Consider the following 23,941-nt stretch of genomic DNA (forward strand, 5'->3'; position numbering starts at 1 on the left):
CATGAAAAAAATAGAGGCGATCATTCGTCCTTTCAAGCTAGAAGACGTAAAAGTAGCTTTGGTCAATTCAGGGATAGTAGGAATGACTGTGAGTGAAGTCAGAGGCTTTGGAAGGCAAAAAGGCCAAGTCGAGCGCTATAGAGGCTCTGAATTTACTGTTGAATTTCTCCAAAAACTAAAAATAGAGATCGTTGTTGCCGATGAAAGTGTTCCAACAGTTTTAACTGCAATTGCAGAGGCTGCAAAAACTGGAGAGATTGGCGACGGCAAAATTTTCATATCCCCTGTTGAGTCTGTAGTTCGTATTAGGACTGGAGAACTAGATGGATCAGCTCTCTAAGCTAGCTAGAGTTTCTCTTACTAATTCCTTTATATTCAACAGGCCCTTATTACCAAAACTACTCAACCAGAGTAAATACTCATGGTTTCCTGCTGGACCAGTAATTGGTGAAGCCACAATTCCTTTTGGGATCCAACCTTCTGCAACTGAAAAATCAACAATATTACTCAGAACTTCTATATGAGCATTTATATCTTTAACCACTCCTCCTTTCCCAACTCTATTTCGGCCTATTTCAAACTGAGGTTTAACTAATAGCAAAGCATCATTATCTTTTTCAGAAAGTAGATTTTTAATCGCTGGTAAGACAAGCCTCAATGAAATAAAAGACAAATCCGCAACAGCAAGATTTGGCAATCGGTCTTTAGGCCCATATAAATCTTCTGGCTTCAAATTCCTTAAATTGGTCCTTTCTCGAAGAACCACCCTCGAGTCGTTTCTAAGACTCCAAGCTATTTGCCCATATCCAACATCAATACCATAAACACGAGAAGCTCCATGCTGTAAAAGGCAATCAGTAAAACCTCCTGTAGATATGCCACCATCCAAACAGATGCGTCCATCAATTTTTATAGGAAATGCTTGTAATCCAGCCAGTAATTTCTCCCCACCTCGAGAAACAAACCTTTTTGGATTTTCTACTAAGAGCTTGCTCTCCCCAAAGACCTCTTGTCCAGGCTTGTCAAGGATCTTGCCTGTCATATCTCTGACTTTCCCAGCCCGGATCAATCTTTGAGCCTGTTGACGTGATTGAACAAGCCCTTTATTGAGCAAGTGGAGATCAAGTCTGATTTTCTGAGCCATATCTTCATAAAAGCAAACATGAAACCGAATAAAAACTGTAGAACTGGCCTAATCTCCAATTTTGGATAGAAGATCTTAAAGATTCAGCTCTAAGTAAGCCTTGTCTGACAATCGCTCTAAATCATCCAATGACAAGGGATCCCATAAATACAGACATCTTAGTTTGGTGTCAAAAAATAAAAATGCAGAAATTCTTGATCTACTTCCTCCAGGTAGCTTCGCAAAATTAAAGAACCAGCCTAATGATCTCCCTCCTTTCCAAGTCATTAATTGCAAAGGAGGAAGGTGCTTAGTTAGACAGCAATCATGGGGGAAATATGTCCATTGGGAAGTTGATCATCACAGACTCAAGTCAGCTTGATCAAAAAGCTCTAAGTTCAAGTCTTATTAAATAGTTGTCATCCTTTGATTGACCGTTACACACTTCCCGAAATGGGCAATATTTGGACTGAGGAGTCCAAATATCAAAAATGGCTAGAGGTTGAGCTTGCAGCTTGTGAAGCCAATTGGAAGCTTGGGAAAATCCCAGACGATGCGATAAAGGAAATTAGAGAAAAAGCATCCTTTAACTCAAAACGAATTCTTGAAATTGAATCAGAAGTTCGTCATGACGTTATTGCTTTTCTTACAAACGTAAATGAATATGTTGGGGATGCAGGGCGATTTATACATGTAGGTCTTACTAGCAGTGATGTTTTAGACACTGGTTTGGCACTTCAACTGAAAGCCTCAATAGAACTATTAATCAATGAAATAAAAAAGCTTCAAAGTTCAATTCTGCAGCAAGCAAAGCTGCATAAGAAAACAGAAATGATTGGACGTTCGCATGCAATACATGGAGAACCTATTACTTTCGGATTCAAGTTGGCAGGATGGTTGGCCGAAACAAATCGCAATTTAGAAAGACTTGAACGACTTGAAAAAGATATAGCCATTGGACAAATCAGTGGAGCAATGGGAACTTATGCAAATACTGACCCAGAAATTGAAAAACTCACCTGCGATTATCTGGGGTTAATCCCGGATACAGCTAGTACACAAGTCATTTCCAGAGATAGACATGCTGATTACGTCCAAACTCTTGCATTAATTGGAGCGACATTGGATCGTTTCGCTACAGAAATAAGAAATCTGCAAAGAACCGATGTACTCGAAGTTGAAGAAAGTTTTGCTAAGGGGCAAAAAGGAAGCTCTGCGATGCCTCACAAAAGGAATCCAATTCGTAGTGAACGAATAAGTGGGCTAGCAAGGGTTCTTAGAAGTTATGTAGTCGCAGCCCTAGAAAATGTTGTTCTATGGCATGAAAGAGATATTAGCCATAGTTCAACTGAAAGAATGATGCTGCCAGATGTTTCCATTACTCTTCATTTTATGCTAAGAGAAATGACCTCAGTAATCAAAGAACTAGGTGTTTACCCTAAGAATATGCGGAGAAACATGAATATTTATGGAGGTGTTGTTTTTAGTCAAAGAGTCCTTTTAGCTCTAGTAGAAAATGGGATGAATAGGGAAGAAGCCTATAGCGTGGTTCAAAAGCATGCACATGCTGCATGGAATACAGAATCAGGGAATTTCCGAGCCAACCTAGAAGCTGATCCAACAGTCAAAAGGATGCTCTCTACAGAGCTACTGAACCAATGCTTCAGCACCGAGCTACATCAATCAAAACTTAGTCTTATATGGGAACGTCTAGGGATTTGAACCTATTAATAAGGTTACATCTCTAAAATAATCTTGATCGACTATCATGTACAGCATATGACTAACTCATTTAGAACAGAGAATGACAGTCTTGGATCAATTGAAGTACCTCGGGAGGCATTATGGGGGGCACAAACCCAAAGGTCTCTATTGAACTTTGCAATTGGACAAGATCAAATTCCTATGAAGCTCATATACTCCCTGGCAAGAATTAAGCAAGCGGCATCAATTGTTAATAATCGACTTGGCACACTGGATGACAATAAAAGAGATTTAATCGTTAACGCTGCCTGTGAGATAGCTATGGGCAAGCATGATGCTCATTTCCCATTAAGTGTCTGGCAAACAGGGAGTGGCACACAAACAAATATGAACTTAAACGAAGTTATTAGCAACCTCGCCTCAAAAGCTACCGGCAAACCATTAGGTAGTCATCTGCCATTACACCCTAATGATGATGTTAATCAATCTCAATCAACAAATGATGTCTTCCCAGCTGCTATTCAAATCGCTACTGTACAAGAAATTCAGACAACTTTAATCCCTGAACTAGATCTACTAATTGAGTCATTAACTAAAAAGAGCAATGCATGGAGTGAAATTGTAAAAATCGGTCGAACACATTTACAAGACGCGGTCCCACTTACCCTTGGGCAAGAAGTTTCAGCCTGGAGCACCCAGCTTTCCACAGCAAGAGAAAGGATAGAAGTCAGTCTCAGAGAGCTATATCCACTTCCATTAGGAGGTACAGCCATAGGGACTGGTCTCAACTCACCAAAGAATTTTGATAGTGAAATTGCTACAGAGATTTCTCTTTTAACTAACTTACCTTTCAGTAAGGCTAATAATAAATTTGCAATTATGGGTAGTCATGATGGATTGGTAAATGCTATGTCCCAATTAAAGATGTTAGCAGTATCACTATTAAAAATAGTCAATGATATCCGACTCTTGTCATGTGGTCCAAGAGCTGGGTTTTCCGAACTACAACTCCCAGAGAATGAGCCTGGAAGTTCAATAATGCCTGGGAAAGTCAACCCAACTCAATGTGAAGCCATGTCAATGGTATGCATGCAAGTAATAGGTCTTGATACCGCAGTAACTATGGGTGGAGGTGGGGGGCACCTACAAATGAATGCCTACAAACCATTAATAGGGTTCAATCTTCTAAAAAGCATTGAACTCTTACATGATGCGTGCAGAAGTTGCCGAAAAAATATGGTAGAGGGCATTAGACCAAACGAAGAGAAAATTGCAAAAGATCTTCAGCAATCACTAATGCTTGTCACAGCGCTGTCTCCTAAGATTGGGTACGACAATGCCACTAAGATTGCCAAATATGCTTATGAGACAGGCGTAAGTTTACGAGAAGCAGCTGTTAATTTTAATTATGTAGATGAAGATGAATTTGATCAATTAGTTAATCCCATACTGATGGCCAATCCAAAATCTAAATAGATTTGAATTGTACTTAAGAAATCCTTTCAGTAGCAGGGTTTGATTTTTTTGACGCTTGCGCTTCCTTGACTAAATCCTCAGCCTCACAAACCGGGAAGCGATTAATTGCTTTTAAAGCTAAACGAGCATTATCTCTAAGTTGTTTACTAATTGCCTCACAATGAGGGATCTGTGAAAGCAAGTCAATCGTTCGGCGAATAATTCTAACAACATCTCCCTCATCAAGGGAAGTGTTTGCTATTAACTCGCTCCAAGAAACTCCATGTCCCCATGCTTCTACCAATCCCATTAACTCTGGTGACCAACAAATTGGTATATCAATCTGGCATCGTTCTTGATGGGAGTTCAATTCACGGCGAATACCAGACAAATCATTAAATGCCTCAGTGGATTGAGGAGAAGAAATAAAGCCACTCCATAAATCAGGGCGATTAACCTCAGTACTAATTCCTTCAAGGACACCAGCAAGTGCCGCTGGCTGTAATTCATCGAGATGGCCACTCATAAGAGCGAGGCCTATCCAAAGCTCATTGTCTCCTCTTATGGAGGCGATAGTCCGACCTATCTCTGTAGCATCAACCTCGTCAAGACATCCAAAATATTGGAGAATCTCTAGCAAAGAAACAAAAGTCTCCCAATGTTTATTCGCACGATGATGTATTAATTGTTGACGGTGTAATATCTCAAGCTCTAATTCATCCATTCGTCTACGATGCTTCTTTAACTTTTTACGGTCTCCCCATTTGTGAGCTGGCAAAGTCTCTAGCACATCTTCCAATTCTTTGACTAATTTAGCCTGGCCAAGAACTTCACCAGCAAGATCATACTGAGGAGTCGTCATATTATTAGCATTTGACATGGCACAAATAGCTAGAGAAAGCTCCTTAGTCTCCTCACTCCCATGAGCAAGTTCATTAGAACGTGTCAGCGAAGGTACTTTATAGGACTCAATATCTAAACAACTTAATTCAGCATGAAGGCTAACGACGGCCTTACAAGAAACTAAAATCCAAATATTTTCATCAGTTAAGCATAAAAGCATCGGGTATTGTCCTGGCCCATCCTGTTTCGCGACAATCACTGCAGGAGTTATGCGACCATGTAGTGGAGATGCTTTTAAACTGACAAGAGTCCCAATACTGGCAAATTGCAAAGCCAAAGTAAGTTCATGCGCGAGAGTCTCTGCAGCTTGCTGTTGAAGAATGCGAAGAAGACGCCTCTCCTCCTTAAGGCGTCCTTTACGTTTCTCATAATCTTCAAAATCATTCCAAGGAATATCTCCTGCAATCCCTTGTAATTTCCCTAGTTGATCTCTTAATTGGTCAACAAGTTCTTCATCGTCTACTAAATCTAGACTTGCCAAATAACGTCCAAAACTTCGTTCAATCAATTCGCGTGACTTCTCCATATCATATCTTTGTAGAAGATTAAGTACCATTCCATAGCTTGGTGTAAATTGACTGATCAAAGGATCGGCTGCACTAGTAGCCAACTGTCCTGCCTCGCGAACCCCTTCAAAACGACTCTGAACAGTTACCACATAACCCTTCGAGTCAAGACCTCGTCTCCCTGCCCTTCCTGCCATCTGTAGAAACTCACTCCCCATTAGTTGTCGATGGCCATTTTCTGTTCGTTTAGATAAAACAGAAATCACTGTGCTCCGCGCAGGCATATTTATGCCAGCAGAGAGAGTCTCAGTTGCAAAAACAACCTTAATCAAGCCTTGCTGAAAAAGTTCTTCTATTAACTCCTTCCAAGCTGGCAAAACGCCCGCATGGTGAGAGGCAATCCCGCGGGTAAGGGAATCAACATGAATCCCATCTCTAACCGCCTCTGAATTTAGTTGTATATATGATCTTAGTCGTGCTTGAATTCGCTGTTTCTCTTCTGGGTTAACTAAACATACGGATCCCAAATCATTCACTGCTTTATCACAACCACGGCGACTAAATATGAAATAAATTGCTGGAAGCATGCTTCTCTCAGCAATATTACTAACAACAAACTTAATTGAAGGGGCTTCGGGCTGAAGTGGCTTTACAGAACGTCCCTTCCTTCTATGACCTTTTGGGGGACGCCAAACCTTACAGTTTGGATGAAGACCTGTCCCTGCATCATTCAGAAGTGGGTGCAAGCCTTTTGCACTACAAAAGCTAAACTCAAGAGGTACAGGTCGAAAATCGCTAAAAACCAATTCTGTTGGGCCATGAACTTCCTGAATCCAATCTGTGAGTTGCCCCGCATTTGCAACAGTCGCTGAGAGAGCTACTAGCTGTATAGATGATGGGCAATGAATAATCGACTCCTCCCAAACCGTACCCCGTTGAGAGTCATTCATGTAATGGCACTCATCTAACACTACTGTCTCTACATCAATGAGGGGATCGTCATTTTCATCAACTTCCGCATAAAGCATATTGCGAAAGATCTCTGTAGTCATAACAACAATTGAAGCTTCTCTATTAACGCTCAAGTCACCTGTCATAAGACCAACGTTCTTAGAACCAAATTGATTCCGAAAGTCTCTAAGCTTCTGATTAGATAAAGCCTTTAAGGGCGTTGTATAAAAAACTTTTTGCCCATGAGCAATTGCACGATAAATTGCATATTCACCAATTAATGTTTTACCAGAACCAGTTGGTGCGCTAACAACAACTGAATGGCCTTGATTTAAGGCATCAATAGCCTCTAATTGGAAATCATCCAATTGAAAGGGGAATATTCCCTTTGGATCAAGATCCATACTTGCGACATCATCTGAAGTCGTATCGCTCCTTTCTGTACTCATCAACCAACTCTTAATGAGCTAAGAATGATTAATCTAATTGAATTTTTCCAGGAAGGTTAAGGTATGCAGATTCTAAACATGACGTAATCAATCCATCAGCCCCAAACATGCTTTAAACAACAAATTAGGAAAATGCAAAAGATTCCTCCCACAAGACTAAGAACAATCAGAACTCTGATACCAGGCAAGAAAGATGCCGAGTTCAGCGCAATAAATGCTAAGAACAAGCAAATAACTCTTATTGATCTTGCAAGTAATGACTACCTAGGACTTAGTAGGCATCCAAAGCTAATAGAAGCAGCTACTAAAACTATGTATTGCGAAGGAGTAGGTTCTGGAGGCTCACGTCTTTTAACTGGAAGTCGCCCAATACATCAAGAGCTTGAACAAAGCCTAGGTGAATGGTTAAATCGTGAATCTGTCTTACTTTTCCCAAGCGGCTTTCAGGCAAATCTGGCAGCAGTCATTGCATTAACAGATCGCAATTCACCTGTAATAGCAGATAGACTAATTCATCATTCGTTATTAGTAGGGATCAAAGCAAGTGGAGGAAAACTAAAACGTTACTCTCATAATGATATTAATGATCTAGAAAGGCTTCTAAAGATTTATGCAAGTCAAAATCCCTTAGTAATCACTGAAAGTCTGTTCAGTATGGAAGGCACAAGTCCGCCATTAAAAGAAATCGCTGAACTATGTAAAAAATATACAGCCAAGCTTTTGGTCGATGAAGCACATGCACTTGGAATAATGGGACCAGAAGGGCGAGGTCTAAGCTTTGGAATCTCAGATTCTATAGAGATTGTCAGTGGCACCTTTGGGAAAGCCTTTGGAAGTGGAGGAGCATTCTTAGCGAGCAACAAAGCAATTAGAGATCATTTAATCCAGACAAGTGGGGCTTTTCGATACACAACTGCACTAGCGCCTCCTTTGGCAGCTGCGGCTTTCGAAGCCCTAAAGTTGATTAAAGCAAATCCTCATTGGGGGGAAGAGCTTAAAACAGAAGCTAAGAGGTGGCGAGATAAACTGAAGGACAAAGAATGGCATTATCCACCTGGAGATGGTCCAATTCTGTCATTACTAATTGGCTCAGATCAACAAACTCTTTTCCATCAAAAACAACTAGAGAATGCAGGCTTATTATGCATGGCAATTCGGCCGCCTACAGTTCCTGAGGGGACTTCGAGACTAAGACTTGTCATTCGAAAAAATCTTCCTACTACTACTCTCAAGGAAGTCTTATCTTCCCTAAGTTCGAAATGAAACAAATAATCGCTATGCATGGTTGGTACAGCGATAGCAACAGTTGGAAGCTTTGGAAAGATCACTTCGAAAAAAAAAGATGGAATTGGCAAAATGGTGAAAGAGGTTATGGGAAGATTCAGCCCCACGATCCTGAATGGGAAGGTGAGGGTCAAAAGGATAGACATTCAAAGAACGTCTTAATATGTCATTCACTTGGGCCTCATCTGATATCAAGCAAAGTGCTTAATGTCGCAACAGACATTGTTTTACTAAACAGCTTTAGCCGGTTCATACCTGCCAACAAAGAAGGTAGGGCCTTGAGAGTAGCTCTAGTTAGCATGCTAAAGCATATGGAAGAACCCTCTAGAGAAACTATGCTTATGTCATTCCTCAAAAAGGCAAGTAGTCCTTACAAATTCAGCGACATACCTGCAGGTCCTATGCAAACAGGAATGTCCTCAGAAGGTCTTAAACAGCTTAAATCTGATTTAGAATTGCTAATTAGCACCAAACAGTTGCCAATTGGAATATCCAAAAGAGCAAGAGTTCTTATTATCAATGGTGATAAAGATAAAATCATCCATTCTTCTACAAAACAAGAACTCCTAATAAGCCTTAACAGTCATCTCAATACTCCTCCAACCATTTGGACAATTAAAGGAGAAGGTCATTTCATACTTCAAGCAGGATTAAGGGAAGACGTAAGAAAATGGCTTGAGGTAGTTTAATGACCAATAAATGGCAAGATAACATTCTAAAAAACTTTGATTCTGCCTCAACGCATTACAACGAAGAAGCTTTCATTCAAAATACCTACGCCAAGAAATTAGCAAAATATTGTTCTCAAAAGCTAATTCCCCCAGGTATATGGGCTGATCTAGGTGCAGGTACCGGCCTACTTGCAGATGCTTTAGAAAAGTTAAACCCACAGCAATCAGTTTTGAGAGTAGATGGATCTAGAGAAATGCTTAAGCAACACTCACTCCCCAAAAAAACTCAACTTTGGGATTTAAACTTAGGTTTACCTACTAATTGGTCAGAATCGCCTAGCTTGCTCGCATCTAATTTTGCACTCCATTGGTTAAGCAAGCCTGAATTAAAAGTTCAAGAATGGTTCTCTGCTATAGCACCTGGAGGTTGGCTCGCGATAGCACTTCCCGTAAAAGGAAGTTTTCCCGAATGGCATAAGGCAGCGGCTCTCGCGAAGGTAAGGTGTACTGCATTATCCTTCCCATCACATACTTCTCTTACAGATGGTATTCCAATTAACAGTATCCACGTAAATCAATTAGAAAAATTCACTCAAACAGCAACTGGAGTATCCTCATTATTAAAACCATTAGTCAAAGTAGGAGCAACATCAACTCCTGAAAAGTCTCTTAAGTTGAGTCATTGGCGTCGATTGCATAAAGAATGGCCCTTATCTCTAAACTCTCAAAATCCACAACTAACCTGGTTAGTACAGATTCTTTTAATCCAAAAATGAATCCAACATATCCTCAATTAATTATTTGTGGGACTGGTACTGACGTAGGGAAGACAGTCGTAAGCAGTCTCTTTGTACAAGGATTAAATGCTATGTATTGGAAGCCAATACAAAGTGGAATAGAAGATGGTGGAGACACCAGCAGTATTTGCAAGCTTCTCAATCTTCCAAAAGAGCGTTGCCTGAAAGAAGCTTATAAGTTTAATGCTGCTGTCTCCCCTCACTGGGCAGCTGAGAAAGAGAATCAAACTATAGACCCTAGACAATTAACACTACCTTCAATCACTAGCCCACTTATTATTGAAACTGCAGGTGGTTTAATGGTTCCCTTAAATAGGCAATTATTACAGATTGATCAACTCAAAAGTTGGGGACTTCCCATAGTACTCGTTGCTAAAAGTGGTCTTGGGACGCTAAATCACACACTATTAAGTATCGAAGCATTAAATAAACGCAGAATTCCAATCATAGGACTTGTATTAAATGGATCTCTCCATCAAGACAACCCTAAAACGCTCAAAGGATTTGGAGGCGTTCCAATTATTGCTGAATTACCTCACTTCAATAAACTTTCAGCACATCTACTTTCTGAAGAGTGGGAAAAGCAAAATATTGGTGTTCGTCTGGAACAATTAATAAACAATACTTCTTACTAAAATGCATAGAAGAAATAGAACGACTAACAATATTTCCTTATAGTTGCTTATATGGCTATGAATTCGACCAAACATCACCCAAAAAACCTTGGATCATTTAGATAAACCAGATAAATACCTCGCCAAAGGCTGGAATCAGCACATATGGCCTCCGTTTACACAAATTGCATCTTCTTTGCCTCAGCAAAGGGTAGTTGGTAGCAGGGATGCTCTCTTATTTAGAGAACAAGGACCACCAATCATTGATGCAATTAGCAGCTGGTGGGTAACACTTCATGGTCATGCAAATGAATATGTTGCCAATGCAATTGCTGATCAAGCCAAAAAGCTAGAGCAAGTAATATTTGCTGACTTTAGTCATCCACAAGCAGAGCGACTTGCTGAGAGGCTAAGTCATATTACAGGGCTCCAACGATTATTCTTTTCGGACAACGGCTCAACTGCTGTAGAAGTAGCTATTAAAATTGCCTGTCAATTTTGGCAAAACAGAAAGGAACCCAGGCATCAACTAATTGCATTTGAAGGTGCTTACCACGGCGATACATTTGGGGCAATGGCAGTAGGAGAGCGTAATTTATTCAATGCTCCTTTCGAAAAAATGCTTTTTCCTGTTAGCAGATTGCCTTGGCCTGCTACTTGGTGGAACGACGAAGATATTGAAAACCGCGAAAATGAGACAATCACTCAGCTTGCAAGACTTCTGGAAACACCAACTGCGGCTGTCATTCTTGAACCACTTGTTCAGGGTGCTGGTGGTATGTCCATGGTAAGAGAAGAGTTTCTGAAAAAAGTTGAAACAGTAGTCAAAGACTCTAAGGCGTTGCTTATTGCAGACGAAGTTATGACAGGGTTTGGCAGATGTGGAGACTTATTCGCAACTAAACGTGCCCAGGTCTCACCAGATCTTATGACTTTATCAAAAGGATTAACAAGTGGGTTCCTTCCTATGGGAGTAACGATGGCACGAGAAGACATCTTTGAAACCTTTGTTGGGAATGATCCACGTCTAACCTTTTGGCATGGTCATAGTTTTACTGCCAATCCTTTAGGTTGTGCCGCTGCGAATGCAAGCTTAGATTTATTAGAAAATGCACCCTCTGCATATACAAGGTTCGAATCTCGCCACTTACCTCACCTAAAAAAGCTAGCTCAGCATCGAAAAGTAACTAAGCCTAGGCTTACGGGAACAATCGCAGCTTTTAATATAGAAGTAAGTGGAAAAAGTGGATATCTTAATGTTGTGGGAAAATCACTCAAGCAATTTGCATTAGAGCATGGTGTTTTAATCAGACCTCTTGGTAACGTCGTATATCTCCTACCCCCACTCTGTATTACCGATGATCAATTAGAAAAATGTTATTCAATAATTGAAGATGGATTGGAATTTTGCTAATCATGGACCCTGCACTAAAGCAGCTTCAACATCTTGTCTTGGAAGACCATAAGGGAAGTCAAACTGACTTTTTTTTGTATCTTGAGTCCAAGTAACACGTAACTCATCCTGCTTAAGTTCTATCTCAGCTAACCACTTAGGCAAATGCCATTGCCAAAGACACGGGTCATCAGCGCTTTTAACTGCCCCCAGTTCTGAGAGCCAAAGTTCTATCGATGTCAAAGAATGCTGATTTAAAGGAGTTATAGCTGGAGGAAGTGTTGGCATCTCTTATTCCTAAAGGGTTAAGGACAGTCAAAGCTTGCTCTGTCTTAAGCCAACTTGGACTTACTTGTAATTCTCTACCATCTAATAGCGCAAACCCTACTCCTAACATCAAGCTAAGTAAAAGAGTTATACATAAAAGCAATAATGCAAACAATTCTCCCCCAGAAAAAGGCCGTCGTGGAGCAGCATCAAATTTTATCTTACTAGGAACTTTACTGTTTAATTTCTGCGATTTAGGAAGCTCCAATTCATCAGAAATCTCATTATCAAGAGTTTTGTCATAAGCTTCTCTTCTTAATGGATCTGACAATAATTCATAAGCCTCGCATAATTCACGGAATCTCTGTGCAGCCTCATCCACAGGAAGCGCAGTGGTGTCAGGGTGTAAGTCTTTACTCAATCGATGAAATGCCTTTCTCAAAGCATATGCATCTGCTGATCTAGAAATTCCCAGAAGTTCGTAATAGCTCCCAGATGAAGTCAAAGGGATAAATATGGCATATTTAGCATAAGAAGCATTACATAAATATGAGCTCTACTCATGACTATTCACCTGAATCATAAAAGTGAAGATTCTCTGGTTTGGGAAACAATGAATTGGGAACCAACTTGCCATCAAGTTCAACAATTCCTTCAGTTGCAGGCTCTTTTAATCGAATGGAATGAGAAAGTAAATCTTACTCGCCTTCTAAAAGGAAGTGACTTTTGGATATCACACGTCTTAGATAGCCTATGGCCACTGCGATATGAATTAAATCATTTCGAAAGCTCTCGGAAAATTATTGATGTAGGAACTGGTTGTGGGTTCCCAGGTTTAGCAATAGCGATAGCACTACCACGTTCAGAAATCACTTTGATTGATTCCATTAGTAGAAAAACAACTGCTGTCAAAGCAATCTCACAAACACTCGGGCTAGGGGAAAGAGTTTCTGTTCGAACAGAAAGAGCCGAAGTAATAGGGCAAAGCATTTCTTTTAGAGGAAATTATGATTTAGCAGTTGCGAGGGCTGTGGCCACATCCCCTGTAGTCGCTGAATATCTAATCCCTCTTTTAAATGCCCAAGGTGAAGCTTGGTTATATAAAGGTAGATGGAGCACAGATGAACAAATAGATTTAAATAACGCACTCAAACCACTAAAAGGCAAAATAAAAAGCATTGAAAGTTTCGAATTACCTGAAGGCAAAGGTATGAGAAACATAGTCAGACTTGTAAGCAATGAACAATGTCCAGAAAAGTTTCCGAGACCAATTGGCATCCCAGCCAAAAGGCCTTTAGAAAGTCAAATGCTAGATAATCTCTGAGAAGGCTCGCCCGCTAATCTAGTTTTCAATTGGCGAAGTAAAAAAGGAATCTCATCACACCAAGGACTCTCCAGAAGAACTTCCCTAAGATCGTCTTCGCTCACGTCATCATCAAAACAATCAGCATTAGACCCTGGGAACCAATGACTAGCTTTACCTAACAACCTATAGCGAGATTTTGCGAAGTCTTCCATCTCCCAAGATTCGATCAAAGTATGTAACCATAACAAAACAGGAATATTTATCCCGCCAGGTGTTTGATCCCACCTAGGCAAACCAACTCGCCAAGTTGACAGCCACTCATCACCTAAGGATGATCGAGATGCATCTAATAGACGTTCTTGAATAGTCGACAATAATTCACCAGAGTTATTTAGCAATCTAAGCGCCTCAATATGGCGTTCAAAGTTACCTGGATTGGCCGCACCAACACTAATCGTATGAACTCTTTTATCTGTTAAGCAAAAGAGATCATTGAAAGCAATTGGATGCAAAGGTGCACATAACTCTACGAGCTTGGATGATGGTGTATGTAAATGCCCCCCTTTATCAGTAGGGCTAATAATAAAAACTCCAAGGTCTAATTTTGCTGCTGCATCTAATGCAGGTGAATTATCTTGATAAATGAAATACCAGTGAAGGTTTACATAATCAAATTCATTTGTCTCAATTGCTTGGACAATTAAATCATTAGAGCCATGGGTTGAGAAGCCAACATGTCCAATCAGACCCTTCTTTTGCCATCGCCGCACAATATCAATACATCCTCCAGGCCTAATAGTTTGCTCTAAATGTTCAGGGAGATTTATGCCATGAATTGCAAGGAGATCTACTCTTTTGCATTGCAATCTTTTAAAACTCAACTCAAGCTCCTGCTCAAAATCCTTAGGATCATCCCTTGGTGGAACTTTTGTCTGAAGGATCCTTTTAGGATCATTAACATTGCTTATTGATAAACCAATTTGAAGTTCTGAGGTCCCGTAATGCCTTGCCGTTTCCAAATGATGAAGTCCATTGTTTACAGCCTCATGAAGAATCTTTTCCAAATTAACTTGATTCGAAATAGGTATATCTTTGATCCCCAAATCAGTCCAGCTTTGCTGAAAACGCATACCCCCAAGAGATAAAACAGGAATCTGAATCTCAGTACGTCCAAACCGCCTAGAAGGTATAGATCCTTTAGTCATCAAGTTTTCATTAATTTTTACCAGGCTTTATTCGTCTTTTAACTTTTGGGAGCATACCTAGTGGGTGTACACCATTCTCTTCAAGCTGTGCGCGTAAATCATCTAATTCCTCAAATTTAACCCAATGAATGCAGTTAACAGGGCATGTATCTATAGCTTCCTGGATAACTTCAGTACTGTCTCCATCCTGCCGGAAAGCTCTAGCTCTACCCATATCACTTTCCATGGAAAATGTATTTGTAGCTACTGAATTACAATAAGTACAGCCTATGCAGGTTGATTCATCAACCCATACAGCCTTCACACGAAGTTTTCCACCTAGGATAGGCTCTTTACCATTAACAGCACTATCTTCGAAAACCTTTGTCTGAAAAGCTATCGAAGGATTATTACTCAATGGTCAAATTAAGAGTCCCAACGGGTCACAACTAATTCAATAGAGCCATCAATATTATTTTTTCGTTGAGCCACCTGGAAACCTTCCTCAGCTGTTGCCGAAAGAACAGTACTTAAAGCATATTGCTGAGTTAATTTCGCTAAAAACCTATCTACAGGAACCTGGTGTTTCCAAAGATCTAAATCGGCCACGAACTCATAAGAATTTGTATCTTCGTTCCATCGAAATCCTATGTCGCCTCCTTCAGGCATTTGTACTGACATTTCTGCCTTCACAGTTTGTCCCCTGTATCCCCTAACAAGTTGTTCTCCCTCTTGGGGTAGATAGCCCAAGTTATATAAAGCCTGAACCAAAGGCTCCTTCTTTCGAAGTTGGGTTTTGACTGTGCTGAAATGGGACATTAAATGATCTCTAGGGGAATTGACTGAGATTGAACTTCTTCTTGAAGATAGGCCTCTGGTTTTAACTCTCTATGCTCAACACTGCCCAAGGCAGCCTCAAGTCTTTCAGTCAGCTGATTACAAGACTGACCAATGACTCCTTCAACAGATTCTTCCACAACACCATCTTGGCGAATTCGAAATCTCACCGTGCGTTGAGGCATGCATCAAAAAATGAAGGTACTAAATGTTATATAAAATGGGCCGCAAGAGTGGGTTCATTTGTAACATCTAAATATTAAGAATCACAAATCAAAGCAAATTAGCTTCCTCAAGCAGGGTTTTTATCTGGCTTTTAGCTAAAGGATCTTCTATTTGTTCCAAAGCAACCCTCACCTCATCCCTAACGGACGCCTCCAAATCAGTTGATAGAACTGAAACAAATGCATGAAGCAATTGACTTTTTAGATCGTTTGACAGTTTTTCATACAAACGTCCAAGAGACCAAATGCAGTTACTTCTAACCACAGGCTCATGATCGATTCTTAAACTCACAAGCAATTGGACTGCAACTATGTCTGCATTTGCAGTTGAGCTTAAGCCAACCTCGGCAAGAGAACTCGCTGCCCACAATCGAACAGCAGCAATATCATTCTGCAAAGCATTAATTAGCGGCTTCATAACAGGAGCATTGGAATAATTCCCCAAACTCCATGCAGCAGCTTTCCTTACATAAGCATTGCTATCAGTCTCCAGCAATTGAAGAAGAATTTTTACAGCTTTTGGAGAAGGGTTTCTTCCAAGTGCATAGACAGCACTCATCCTTTCTACAGGGCAAGGCTGCAACAACAAAGGAATTAGTAAAGGTAAAGCCCTTGGATCTCTATGCTCACAGAAAACTCGAAGACCTTGCAAACGTTCTTCATGCCCTTGTTGTAACCAATGCAGTCCAGCTTCACATTCACTTGCAACCTTGGCTTGATCTGGATCAAGTCCATCCAAATCAATTTCATCCAAAGGATCTCCTTGAAGTTCAGCTGCTAACTCTTGAGCTAGTACCTCAGGGTCGATGGTCAATTTGGTTAGACCATCCTCATGAAAAGTGGAGTTATCTTCTTTCATAAATGCATTCTAAAAATTTCAATTGCCAACACAACCCAGTGGCGCAGGAGCAAGCATGTCACCCGGGAGCCAAATTCGAGCACTCACTGCAAAAAAAGCAATCCCAAAAAGGGTGACTATTAAAATTGGCAAAACTGTTGTACGTAAAAAACTCACAGTGGAAGATCTCTTTTATTCATTTTGCTCCAATAGTTAAAAATTTCAAAACTCAACCCTCAGAAAAACTTCTTCGTACAAACTTCCCATTGATTCCTACCAGGCAGAAAGAACAAATAACCAATCCTATCCACCCGCCTCTCTCCTGATGCAATAAGAATGATCCTGTTGAGAAAAGGCCGCCAAAAAGTACTCCAATGCTTAAGGAAAAACGAATCAACAAATCTTGCAAAGGATCAACAGCCTGCACTCGAAACTTATTTCTTAAAACCTCCCATCCAGGACCAGGAGGCTTTACTAAAACTACAAATTTTTCTAAAACCTCTTCTGATTCAGGTGGAGTTGTGAACATAGCAATTAACCAAGTAATTGCAGTAAGGCCAGTTGTGACCATCAACTTAATTCCATAGTCATCGATCCTCAGAACAGGGACTATAGATGTCACAAGTCCTACAAAAAAGCCAGAAAGCATTGCTGCCAACTCTGCTATTGCATTTATGCGCCACCAAAACCATCGCAAAACAAGAACTACTCCTGGACCAGTACCAATAGCAATAACCAAACGAAAGATTGCACCAATACTATCGCTGATCAAAGCTGTGCAAATTCCCAACAGAAGCAAAATAGAGCTTGTTATTTGGCCTATCAACAACAATTCTTTTTGACTAGCCGTAGGCCTAAAAAATCTTTGATAAAGGTCATGAGTCAAATAGCTTGCACCCCAATTAATAGAGGTGCTAACAGTACTCATAAAGGCTGCTACTAAAGAGACAACTACTAACCCTAGAACCACAGGTGGCAGATATCGTACCGCGAGAGTGGGATAACTCATTTCCCAATCCTGCTGAGCAGGCAACAAAACAAGTGCTCCCAATCCGACGACAATCCAAAGCCAACTTCTAACAAGATAATTCACAATCAGAAAAACCCAACCAGCCCTCTTTGCTTGCTTCTCATTTTGAGTCGCCAGTAATCTCTGTATAAACTCGCCACCACCATCACTACGTCGAAAACTCCACCATTGCAGTGAAAGAAAGGCCGTAAAAGTTGCAACACTTATTCCTGCACTCTCAATCCATTCCAACCCATTGTCTGTCCATGTCCAAGGGAAAATAGAAAGCAGCTCAGGTCGATCTAAATCTTGCAACCTCAATAACATTTGATTCATCCCGCCTGAAGCATGGATAACAGCAAAAGCCACGGCAAAGGCGCCTAGGAGAGCCAGTATTAATTGAATTAAATCATTAACTACAACCGCCCATAATCCGCCAACAACTGTATAAACAAGTAAAAGGAAAGCAACCACTATAAGGAGCAATAAAGTATCACTAAAAGGTCCAAAAATGGTGTGCCCATCCACTATTCCCAATGCCTCTGCTACCTTACGCATGGCCAAGAATGCATAGCCGATGCCTATACAGTTAATAGGAATAGCCAACAAAAATGCCTTAATTGCTCGCAACCAAGCTGCAGGCAAACCTCCATAACGTAACTCAGTAAAAGCCGCATCAGTAATCACCCCGCTTCGACGCCACATTGGAGCAAAGACAACTGTCATTGCTACATGCGCCAATCCAAAACTCCACCATTCCCAATTTCCAGGAAGGCCACGAGTTCCTACAACTCCTGCGACATAGAGAGGTGTATCAATTGAAAATGTTGTAGCTGCCATTGAAGCCCCAGCAAGCCAGCCGGTCAGCCGACGCCCTGCAACAAAGTAATCACTATCAGAACGATTTCTCCGCGACAAAGCTATTCCCAAAAATAAAGTAGCTGTCAAATACCCAAGTAAAACTAACCAATCAATTAATGTCATGGAGTCATCTGCCTTTTTTGAATCAAAGACTTAATCTAATCGAGTATGCTGATGTCGCAGTTGGCCACAGGCGGCATCCTGATCAAGCCCTCTACTTGCTCTTAGGCTGACAGCAACTCCTCTACTTTGCAAAACAGTCATAAATCTATTAATACGAGCAAGTGAGGGGCGTTGATAATCTTCCTCGTCAATAGGATTATAGGCAATTAAATTAACATGACTCTGAAATCCGCTGATTAAATCTGCTAATTCCTCTGCATGCTCCACTTTATCATTTACTGTTGCCAACAAAATATACTCAAAGCTAATCCTCCTTCCAGTTATATCCAAATAATGTCTACAATCACTTAGTAAATCCTGAATTGGATAGACTTTAGCTGAAGGCACCAACATTTCACGAAGGTGTTGATTTGGTGCATGCAAGCTTAGCGCAAGAGTAAATTGAACACGTCCAAGTTTAGCAAGTGCCAATTCAGCTAACTGTGGGAGAGTATTTACTACGCCAACTGTGCTCACAGTTATTCGACGTTGTCCAATACCCAAATCATTATTTAAACAGCTAATAGATTCTAAAACCGATTCAATATTTAACAAAGGTTCTCCCATACCCATAAAAACGATATGAGACGGGCGTCGATCAAACGCCTCTCTAATACTAAGCACTTGATCAACAATTTCATGCACTTCCAAAGAACGCTGAAACCCTCCTTTCCCAGTAGCACAAAATCTACATCCCATAGAACATCCCACTTGACTAGAGACACAAGTAGTTAAGCGACTATTTGTTGGGATACCAACAGCCTCTATGCTTTCTCTATCAGAAGTCTCTAGTAAAAGTTTAATCGTTCCATCATTGGCGACTAATCGCTTAACCTCTTCCAAACGTCCAGTACAAACACCTTGGTCACTCAAAGTAGTACGCCACAATTTAGGCAATACAGATATTTCTTCTAGCTTTCTTACTCCCTTTTGATATAGCCACTCATGAATTTGACGGCCCCTAAAAGCTGGTTCACCATACTCTTGGGCTAGTTTTTCAAGCTTTGCAACGTTCTGGCCAAGTAATACGACTTTCTTTCCCTCTAATAGCGAAATATTCACCTAACTAATAATCCATGACCCAATTTAATCTCCAAGATGACTAATGCAATAAAGCCAATCATTGCCAAGCGGCCATTTAATTTCTCGGTATGACCATGAAAGCCATAACGAGGCAAAATTCTTTTAGGAATAAGCTTTGGTTCAATCATCTTCTTTACCTTCAACTATAGGTTAGCAATAGAGCATAGCTTTAACGTTTTTACCTTATTCATCTGCAAGCAATCCCTCCTCTTGCAGCCCCTCTAAAGCAATTGGGTCAGGTTTTTGATCTTCTTGAGATGGATCATCTCCTGAAGGACGAGCAAATGCTGCAAAATTACTAGTGGTTGGATCTATTCCATGCCTACTCCTAGTGGCCTCTAAATCTTCCTCGCTCGGGTCATCTAATACAGAGGTTGATTTTGCAGCAGTAGATACAGGCATTTCAACTGTATAGTCAGGTCTTAGATTTTGCATACGTCTATAACCTGCTGGATCTTCAGCCAAAATATCTGGATGCGGCCCAGCCTCGGCTCTCAGTTCTTCTACAAAACCACTAAAGCCTGTTCCAGCTGGAATAAGTCGCCCAATAATCACATTCTCTTTTAACCCTCTTAGCCAATCCGATTTACCTTCTATTGCTGCCTCCGTCAGAACCCTAGTGGTTTCTTGGAAAGAAGCGGCAGAAATAAAGCTATCCGTATTCAAAGAAGCTTTCGTTATACCTAAAAGAACCGGAGTAAACTCTGCCGGAGCACCTCCAGTCACAGAGATTGCTTGATTGGTATCTTCAACTTGCCGAATCTCAATTAACTCTCCAGGAAGTAAAGTTGTATCTCCAGCATCTTCTATACGAACCTTACTGGTCATCTGACGAACTATAACCTCAATATGCTTGTCATCAATTGAGACGCCCTGGGACTTATAAACATTCTGGACCTCAGTAACTAGTCGATGCTGCAATTTTGCTATTGATTCTTGGGCAGCTTCCAACAAAGGCTTTCTATCTCGAAGATCACCAAAGAAACACTCAAGCAATTCATGAGGATTAACTGGGCCATCAGTAAGGAATTCTCCTGCATGTACTTCTTGCCCATCACTAACCATGACATTCCTACCGAGAAGGATCGAATATTCGGATAAAGAGTCGTCGCTTTCTATAACTTTAACTACTACAGATTCATCATCCTCTTCTTGTTTTATCTCAACTATACCAGGTTTTTTACAAAGAATTGCTGATTCTCTTGGCCTTCGTGCCTCTAATAATTCCTCAATTCTTGGTAATCCTTGAACAATGTCTCCAGTTTTTTGTCTTTCAAATACCAATAAAGCCAAGCCATCTCCACGTTGAACTAAATCCCCATCTCGTACGTGAAGTACAGAATCTGGAGAGACCATATAAGGTCTACCAAGACGAAGTGTTACCTTATTTCCTTTAATATCTTCAACTTCTCCACAACAATTAATTGGCTCTCCTTTAGACAATAAATCCCCGTCGACAACCCTTTCACCTACCTTGAGGATAGGGTTGTCTTTAGCAGTCAAAACAGTAGTATCTTGAGCACGCTCAACAATCAGTCGACGTATAGGTTCATCGTCTACGGCATTTGGTAGTTGAACAATTCCATCTTCCTTACATAAAATCTGTGTTGTTGCGACTACATCATCAGCATTCACTAGTTGATTATCTTTAATTTGTAGCTCTGTATGAGTAGATCCATGACTTGAATCAGACATGGTGTCTCGTCTAACCAAGATACTTTCTAGGATTACTAGTCTTAATCTGTTAATTGTTTTAGCTCGCTTATCTAAAGCCACCTCAACATCTACAGTCATTTGAGGGGTCGTTTCAAAAGTGTCCAGGATTAATTGGGTTTTCAATAACTCCACACCCTCCACAGACTTAATAAGCTCACCATCTTTAAAGGCAAGTCTCTGGGTCGCCCTCAGTCCTAGAGAAGGACCTTTCTCTTGCTTAACATGTGAAAGTTCAGGTAATTGGGCTTGATCTGGAATTGTGTACTCTTCAACTGGTCTTAGTAAAAGACCTTTTCCATCTCTAGATTCCACTGTTTGAACAAGGACCATTGAATCAGCCTTAAGTCCTTTAGCGATATTCTCACCAGGGTTAACCATCTGCCCTTCATCCTCAAAACGTTCTAGAACTTTTGACTCATTACAAAGGTGAAACTCGCCGCTACGAACAATAATCTCTCTCAAAATGTCATTCTTTTGAGTGACAGTCACTATTCCAGCAGTTTGGCTGAAAATATCCTTAACAACTTCAGTTCCAGCTTCTATCCACTGGCGATCTTTAATCATTAGCAAAGAAATATCCTTGTTAATTTCATGTGTTTCTTGAGGAACCCAGATCAAAGTTCCACCATTGCTAACTTCAAAACCGTTTTTCGCTGACCTTGCCTTTTTGATAGCTAGTCCCGGTGCATATTTAACTAGTCCACCTGTCTTTGTCCGGAATCGGTCATCTGCTAGTTCAGCTACGATCTCCCCGCTACTAATCTTGCTACCTGGGATAGAGTTGAGACGATATCTTGTACCATCTTTAGCCTCTAAATTCCATATCTCACCTGTATGAGTCGACTCTTCTAGTAGTTTAAAATCCTTCAAAGTCATAGATGTCGTGACTATCTGTACTTCTCGAGAATCTCCAATAGAATCTCGCAAACGAACTTCTCCTCCAAACTCACTAGCTTGACTCGCTTCTGCCAAGACCATTCCTTTGGAGACTTTAGAGTTAGCCTTAACAACTGGACGTGCATTAGGAGGTAAATTGTATACATCTCCCGCCAAGACCCAAAGTCGTCCGAGTCGTTGTGCCTTCAAAGTGATATTGCCCTGTCTATCAGTTACTTCTCTAGGCTGGATCACACTTTCATATCTAACCTGTCCAGCTAAGTCACAAATAACATCTTTAGTCGCTTTCTCAACACTCTTCTTCACAGCTCCTGCTGTTATCTGAGCAACTGTGACATCAGCGGCTATCTCTTGTGCATTATCTACAAAGATCAATGAACCATTTGAAATTTCAATAGTTTGAGTCTTACCACTTCCTGTGGGTTTAACTTTCAAGGTAAAGTCAACTTCGGCTTGCTGAGCTTCAACTCCATGAGGAGTTCTATAGCCACGCACACGCGCATTAGGTCCAAACTCAACCTTCCCTGCAATAGTTGACCTCACTACACCTGTTTCCGCAGTGGATACCCCTCCTGTATGGAAAGTTCTCATTGTTAATTGAGTCCCAGGCTCTCCAATTGACTGTGCTGCAATAATCCCTACTGCTTCTCCAAGATCAACCAAATTATTATGAGCCAAAGCCCATCCATAACACTTTCTACAAACAGACCGAGTCGCCTCACAAGTCAAAGGAGATCGCACCATAATTCCTGCTAAACCTGCTTTTTCAATCTTCTTAGACAATTCAGGGTCGATTGCCGTATCCTTCTTAGCTATTATTTCGTCAGCGTCACCAACGATTTGCTCTGCTGTTAAACGTCCCACAAGCCTATTCCCAAAACGTCCATCCTCAGCTTTTACTAATATCGCTCTACTGGTTCCACAATCTTCCTCTCGCACTATTACATCTTGCGCCACATCGACTAGACGTCTTGTCAAATATCCAGAGTCAGCCGTTCTTAAGGCAGTGTCAACAAGACCTTTACGTGCACCATAAGAAGAAATAACATATTCAGTTACTGTTAAACCCTCTCTAAAATTAGTGCGAATAGGCAAGTCAATAATTTCACCTTGGGGGTTAGCCATTAAACCTCTCATGCCTACCAGTTGACGTACTTGAGACATGTTTCCTCTTGCGCCAGAGTTGGCCATCATCCATACAGAATTCAGAGGGTCGTTTTGATTGAAATTCTTTTTGACTGCATCAACCAATCTCTCATTCGTTTCAGTCCAGGTATCAATCACTTTCGTATGACGTTCAACTTCAGTAATTTCTCCAAGGCGGTAACACTCTTCTGTAGCAGTGATTTGCTGCTCCGCTTCTCCAAGTAAATCCTGTTTTGCATCTGGAACCTTTAAGTCATCAACAGAGATAGAGACCGCTGCTTGAGTTGCGTACTTAAAGCCAAGATCTTTAAGATTATCTGCCATGGCAGCAGTAACTGCTGTTCCATGATTTTTATAGGCCCAAGCTACTAACTGTTTTAAAGCTTTCTTATCGACTATACGGTTTCTAAAAGAGGGAGGTGTTTTGGAAAGAGGTGGTATTTGACTTACCTGCTTACCTTTCTTCTTGCTACCCTTCCTGCCCTTGCCTGAAGATCTACGAGATTTTGGAGAAGTTGAAGTCATTGTGAATGCCTAAGGTCGAGTGATTTGAGAAAATGT

24 protein-coding genes are annotated in these 23,941 nt (G+C 40.8%); 11 read left to right on the plus strand and 13 right to left on the minus strand.

The window, feature by feature from the left end:
* Position 1 precedes the first annotated feature (1 nt).
* Positions 2-340, plus strand: a complete 339-nt coding sequence (locus P9211_RS07665; RefSeq protein WP_012196134.1) for a P-II family nitrogen regulator — start codon at positions 2-4, stop codon at positions 338-340.
* On the opposite strand, the gene P9211_RS07670 is transcribed toward P9211_RS07665, so the two are convergent.
* On the minus strand, positions 329-1,144 hold the full coding sequence (locus P9211_RS07670; RefSeq protein WP_012196135.1) for a TlyA family RNA methyltransferase: 816 nt from the start codon (positions 1,142-1,144) through the stop codon (positions 329-331). The genes P9211_RS07665 and P9211_RS07670 overlap by 12 nt on opposite strands.
* A gap of 163 nt (positions 1,145-1,307) precedes the next feature.
* Between P9211_RS07670 and P9211_RS07675 the strand changes: the two genes are divergently transcribed.
* From P9211_RS07675 to P9211_RS07685, 3 genes are read left to right on the plus strand one after another with little or no spacing between them, the layout of a single operon-like run.
* Positions 1,308-1,505, plus strand: a complete 198-nt coding sequence (locus P9211_RS07675; protein ID WP_143703393.1) for a hypothetical protein — start codon at positions 1,308-1,310, stop codon at positions 1,503-1,505.
* Between the two features lie 44 nt (positions 1,506-1,549).
* Positions 1,550-2,845, plus strand: a complete 1,296-nt coding sequence (purB, locus tag P9211_RS07680; RefSeq protein ID WP_012196137.1) for an adenylosuccinate lyase — start codon at positions 1,550-1,552, stop codon at positions 2,843-2,845.
* Positions 2,846-2,902: 57 nt separating this feature from the next.
* On the plus strand, positions 2,903-4,303 hold the full coding sequence (locus P9211_RS07685; protein ID WP_012196138.1) for a class II fumarate hydratase: 1,401 nt from the start codon (positions 2,903-2,905) through the stop codon (positions 4,301-4,303).
* 13 nt (positions 4,304-4,316) lie between these two features.
* Here P9211_RS07685 and P9211_RS07690 read toward each other — a convergent pair whose 3' ends face one another.
* Positions 4,317-7,091, minus strand: coding sequence for a DEAD/DEAH box helicase (locus P9211_RS07690; RefSeq protein ID WP_012196139.1), 2,775 nt, complete (start codon positions 7,089-7,091; stop codon positions 4,317-4,319).
* Between the two features lie 132 nt (positions 7,092-7,223).
* On the opposite strand from P9211_RS07690, the gene P9211_RS07695 reads away from it, so the two are divergent.
* The 5 genes from P9211_RS07695 (at position 7,224) to bioA (ending at position 11,871) form a co-directional block, all read left to right on the plus strand.
* Positions 7,224-8,354 carry an aminotransferase class I/II-fold pyridoxal phosphate-dependent enzyme gene (locus P9211_RS07695; protein ID WP_012196140.1) on the plus strand — a complete coding sequence of 377 codons (1,131 nt, stop codon included), beginning with the start codon at positions 7,224-7,226 and terminating at the stop codon, positions 8,352-8,354.
* Positions 8,351-9,064: a pimeloyl-[acyl-carrier protein] methyl ester esterase gene (gene bioK / locus P9211_RS07700; protein ID WP_012196141.1), complete on the plus strand. Its 714-nt coding sequence runs from the start codon at positions 8,351-8,353 to the stop codon at positions 9,062-9,064. Before P9211_RS07695 ends, bioK begins: the two co-directional genes overlap by 4 nt.
* A complete protein-coding gene (locus P9211_RS07705; RefSeq protein ID WP_012196142.1) occupies positions 9,064-9,822 on the plus strand; it encodes a methyltransferase in 759 nt (252 codons plus the stop codon). The genes bioK and P9211_RS07705 overlap by 1 nt, the downstream gene beginning before the upstream one ends.
* Positions 9,819-10,478, plus strand: a complete 660-nt coding sequence (gene bioD / locus P9211_RS07710; RefSeq protein WP_041391226.1) for a dethiobiotin synthase — start codon at positions 9,819-9,821, stop codon at positions 10,476-10,478. The genes P9211_RS07705 and bioD overlap by 4 nt, the downstream gene beginning before the upstream one ends.
* Before the next feature lie 88 nt (positions 10,479-10,566).
* A complete protein-coding gene (bioA, locus tag P9211_RS07715) occupies positions 10,567-11,871 on the plus strand; it encodes an adenosylmethionine--8-amino-7-oxononanoate transaminase (protein ID WP_012196144.1) in 1,305 nt (434 codons plus the stop codon).
* Here bioA and P9211_RS10035 read toward each other — a convergent pair whose 3' ends face one another.
* Both P9211_RS10035 and P9211_RS07725 read right to left on the minus strand, forming a co-directional pair.
* Positions 11,872-12,015: a DUF3143 domain-containing protein gene (locus P9211_RS10035; protein WP_343205489.1), complete on the minus strand. Its 144-nt coding sequence runs from the start codon at positions 12,013-12,015 to the stop codon at positions 11,872-11,874.
* A 34-nt stretch (positions 12,016-12,049) separates the two neighbouring features.
* Positions 12,050-12,622 (minus strand): J domain-containing protein, encoded by a 573-nt coding sequence (locus P9211_RS07725; protein ID WP_012196146.1) that lies wholly within the window; start codon positions 12,620-12,622, stop codon positions 12,050-12,052.
* 57 nt (positions 12,623-12,679) lie between these two features.
* On the opposite strand from P9211_RS07725, the gene rsmG reads away from it, so the two are divergent.
* On the plus strand, positions 12,680-13,441 hold the full coding sequence (rsmG, locus tag P9211_RS07730) for a 16S rRNA (guanine(527)-N(7))-methyltransferase RsmG (protein ID WP_049750872.1): 762 nt from the start codon (positions 12,680-12,682) through the stop codon (positions 13,439-13,441).
* Here the strand turns inward: rsmG and P9211_RS07735 are convergent.
* From P9211_RS07735 to P9211_RS07755, 5 genes are all read right to left on the minus strand, one after another.
* Entirely contained in the window at positions 13,420-14,628 is a 1,209-nt protein-coding gene (locus P9211_RS07735) for an aldo/keto reductase (protein ID WP_012196148.1), read from the minus strand. The genes rsmG and P9211_RS07735 overlap by 22 nt on opposite strands.
* A 10-nt stretch (positions 14,629-14,638) precedes the next feature.
* Positions 14,639-15,025, minus strand: coding sequence for a ferredoxin (locus P9211_RS07740; protein ID WP_012196149.1), 387 nt, complete (start codon positions 15,023-15,025; stop codon positions 14,639-14,641).
* Positions 15,026-15,033: 8 nt separating this feature from the next.
* Positions 15,034-15,426, minus strand: a complete 393-nt coding sequence (locus P9211_RS07745) for a DUF1257 domain-containing protein (protein WP_012196150.1) — start codon at positions 15,424-15,426, stop codon at positions 15,034-15,036.
* Positions 15,426-15,629 (minus strand): DUF2997 domain-containing protein, encoded by a 204-nt coding sequence (locus P9211_RS07750; RefSeq protein WP_012196151.1) that lies wholly within the window; start codon positions 15,627-15,629, stop codon positions 15,426-15,428. Before P9211_RS07750 ends, P9211_RS07745 begins: the two co-directional genes overlap by 1 nt.
* An 88-nt stretch (positions 15,630-15,717) precedes the next feature.
* A complete protein-coding gene (locus P9211_RS07755; RefSeq protein WP_012196152.1) occupies positions 15,718-16,527 on the minus strand; it encodes a HEAT repeat domain-containing protein in 810 nt (269 codons plus the stop codon).
* A 22-nt stretch (positions 16,528-16,549) separates the two neighbouring features.
* Here P9211_RS07755 and P9211_RS09660 point away from each other — a divergent pair, with 22 nt between their 5' ends.
* Positions 16,550-16,723, plus strand: a complete 174-nt coding sequence (locus P9211_RS09660) for a hypothetical protein (RefSeq protein WP_162465532.1) — start codon at positions 16,550-16,552, stop codon at positions 16,721-16,723.
* A 12-nt stretch (positions 16,724-16,735) separates the two neighbouring features.
* Here the strand turns inward: P9211_RS09660 and P9211_RS07760 are convergent, their stop codons facing one another.
* Genes P9211_RS07760 through P9211_RS07775 form a run of 4 tightly spaced genes read right to left on the minus strand, consistent with a single transcriptional unit; the run spans position 16,736 to position 23,905 of the window.
* The gene (locus P9211_RS07760) at positions 16,736-18,499 is read right to left on the minus strand and encodes a sodium:solute symporter family protein (protein WP_012196154.1); all 1,764 of its coding nucleotides are present in this window, start codon (positions 18,497-18,499) and stop codon (positions 16,736-16,738) included.
* A 30-nt stretch (positions 18,500-18,529) separates the two neighbouring features.
* Entirely contained in the window at positions 18,530-19,600 is a 1,071-nt protein-coding gene (gene rlmN, locus P9211_RS07765; RefSeq protein ID WP_012196155.1) for a 23S rRNA (adenine(2503)-C(2))-methyltransferase RlmN, read from the minus strand.
* Positions 19,597-19,749 carry a high light inducible protein gene (locus P9211_RS07770; RefSeq protein ID WP_012196156.1) on the minus strand — a complete coding sequence of 51 codons (153 nt, stop codon included), beginning with the start codon at positions 19,747-19,749 and terminating at the stop codon, positions 19,597-19,599. Before P9211_RS07770 ends, rlmN begins: the two co-directional genes overlap by 4 nt.
* 55 nt (positions 19,750-19,804) lie before the next feature.
* Positions 19,805-23,905, minus strand: a complete 4,101-nt coding sequence (locus P9211_RS07775) for a DNA-directed RNA polymerase subunit beta' (protein ID WP_012196157.1) — start codon at positions 23,903-23,905, stop codon at positions 19,805-19,807.
* Between the last annotated feature and the right edge of the window lie 36 nt (positions 23,906-23,941).

It is taken from the genome of Prochlorococcus marinus str. MIT 9211, assembly GCF_000018585.1.
GTDB classification, from domain to species: domain Bacteria; phylum Cyanobacteriota; class Cyanobacteriia; order PCC-6307; family Cyanobiaceae; genus Prochlorococcus_D; species Prochlorococcus_D marinus_B.

Excerpts from the sequence above, each read along its gene's own strand:
- P9211_RS07665 (WP_012196134.1), top strand. The coding sequence starts at position 2 with ATGAAAAAAATAGAGGCGATCATTCGTCCTTTCAAGCTAGAAGACGTA.
- P9211_RS07670 (WP_012196135.1), bottom strand. The coding sequence starts at position 1,144 with ATGGCTCAGAAAATCAGACTTGATCTCCACTTGCTCAATAAAGGGCTT.
- P9211_RS07685 (WP_012196138.1), top strand. The coding sequence starts at position 2,903 with ATGACTAACTCATTTAGAACAGAGAATGACAGTCTTGGATCAATTGAA.
- P9211_RS07690 (WP_012196139.1), bottom strand. The coding sequence starts at position 7,091 with ATGAGTACAGAAAGGAGCGATACGACTTCAGATGATGTCGCAAGTATG.
- P9211_RS07695 (WP_012196140.1), top strand. The coding sequence starts at position 7,224 with ATGCAAAAGATTCCTCCCACAAGACTAAGAACAATCAGAACTCTGATA.
- bioK (WP_012196141.1), top strand. The coding sequence starts at position 8,351 with ATGAAACAAATAATCGCTATGCATGGTTGGTACAGCGATAGCAACAGT.
- P9211_RS07705 (WP_012196142.1), top strand. The coding sequence starts at position 9,064 with ATGACCAATAAATGGCAAGATAACATTCTAAAAAACTTTGATTCTGCC.
- bioD (WP_041391226.1), top strand. The coding sequence starts at position 9,819 with ATGAATCCAACATATCCTCAATTAATTATTTGTGGGACTGGTACTGAC.
- rsmG (WP_049750872.1), top strand. The coding sequence starts at position 12,680 with ATGACTATTCACCTGAATCATAAAAGTGAAGATTCTCTGGTTTGGGAA.
- P9211_RS07735 (WP_012196148.1), bottom strand. The coding sequence starts at position 14,628 with ATGACTAAAGGATCTATACCTTCTAGGCGGTTTGGACGTACTGAGATT.
- P9211_RS07745 (WP_012196150.1), bottom strand. The coding sequence starts at position 15,426 with ATGTCCCATTTCAGCACAGTCAAAACCCAACTTCGAAAGAAGGAGCCT.
- P9211_RS07750 (WP_012196151.1), bottom strand. The coding sequence starts at position 15,629 with ATGCCTCAACGCACGGTGAGATTTCGAATTCGCCAAGATGGTGTTGTG.
- P9211_RS07755 (WP_012196152.1), bottom strand. The coding sequence starts at position 16,527 with ATGAAAGAAGATAACTCCACTTTTCATGAGGATGGTCTAACCAAATTG.
- P9211_RS07760 (WP_012196154.1), bottom strand. The coding sequence starts at position 18,499 with ATGACATTAATTGATTGGTTAGTTTTACTTGGGTATTTGACAGCTACT.
- P9211_RS07770 (WP_012196156.1), bottom strand. The coding sequence starts at position 19,749 with ATGATTGAACCAAAGCTTATTCCTAAAAGAATTTTGCCTCGTTATGGC.
- P9211_RS07775 (WP_012196157.1), bottom strand. The coding sequence starts at position 23,905 with ATGACTTCAACTTCTCCAAAATCTCGTAGATCTTCAGGCAAGGGCAGG.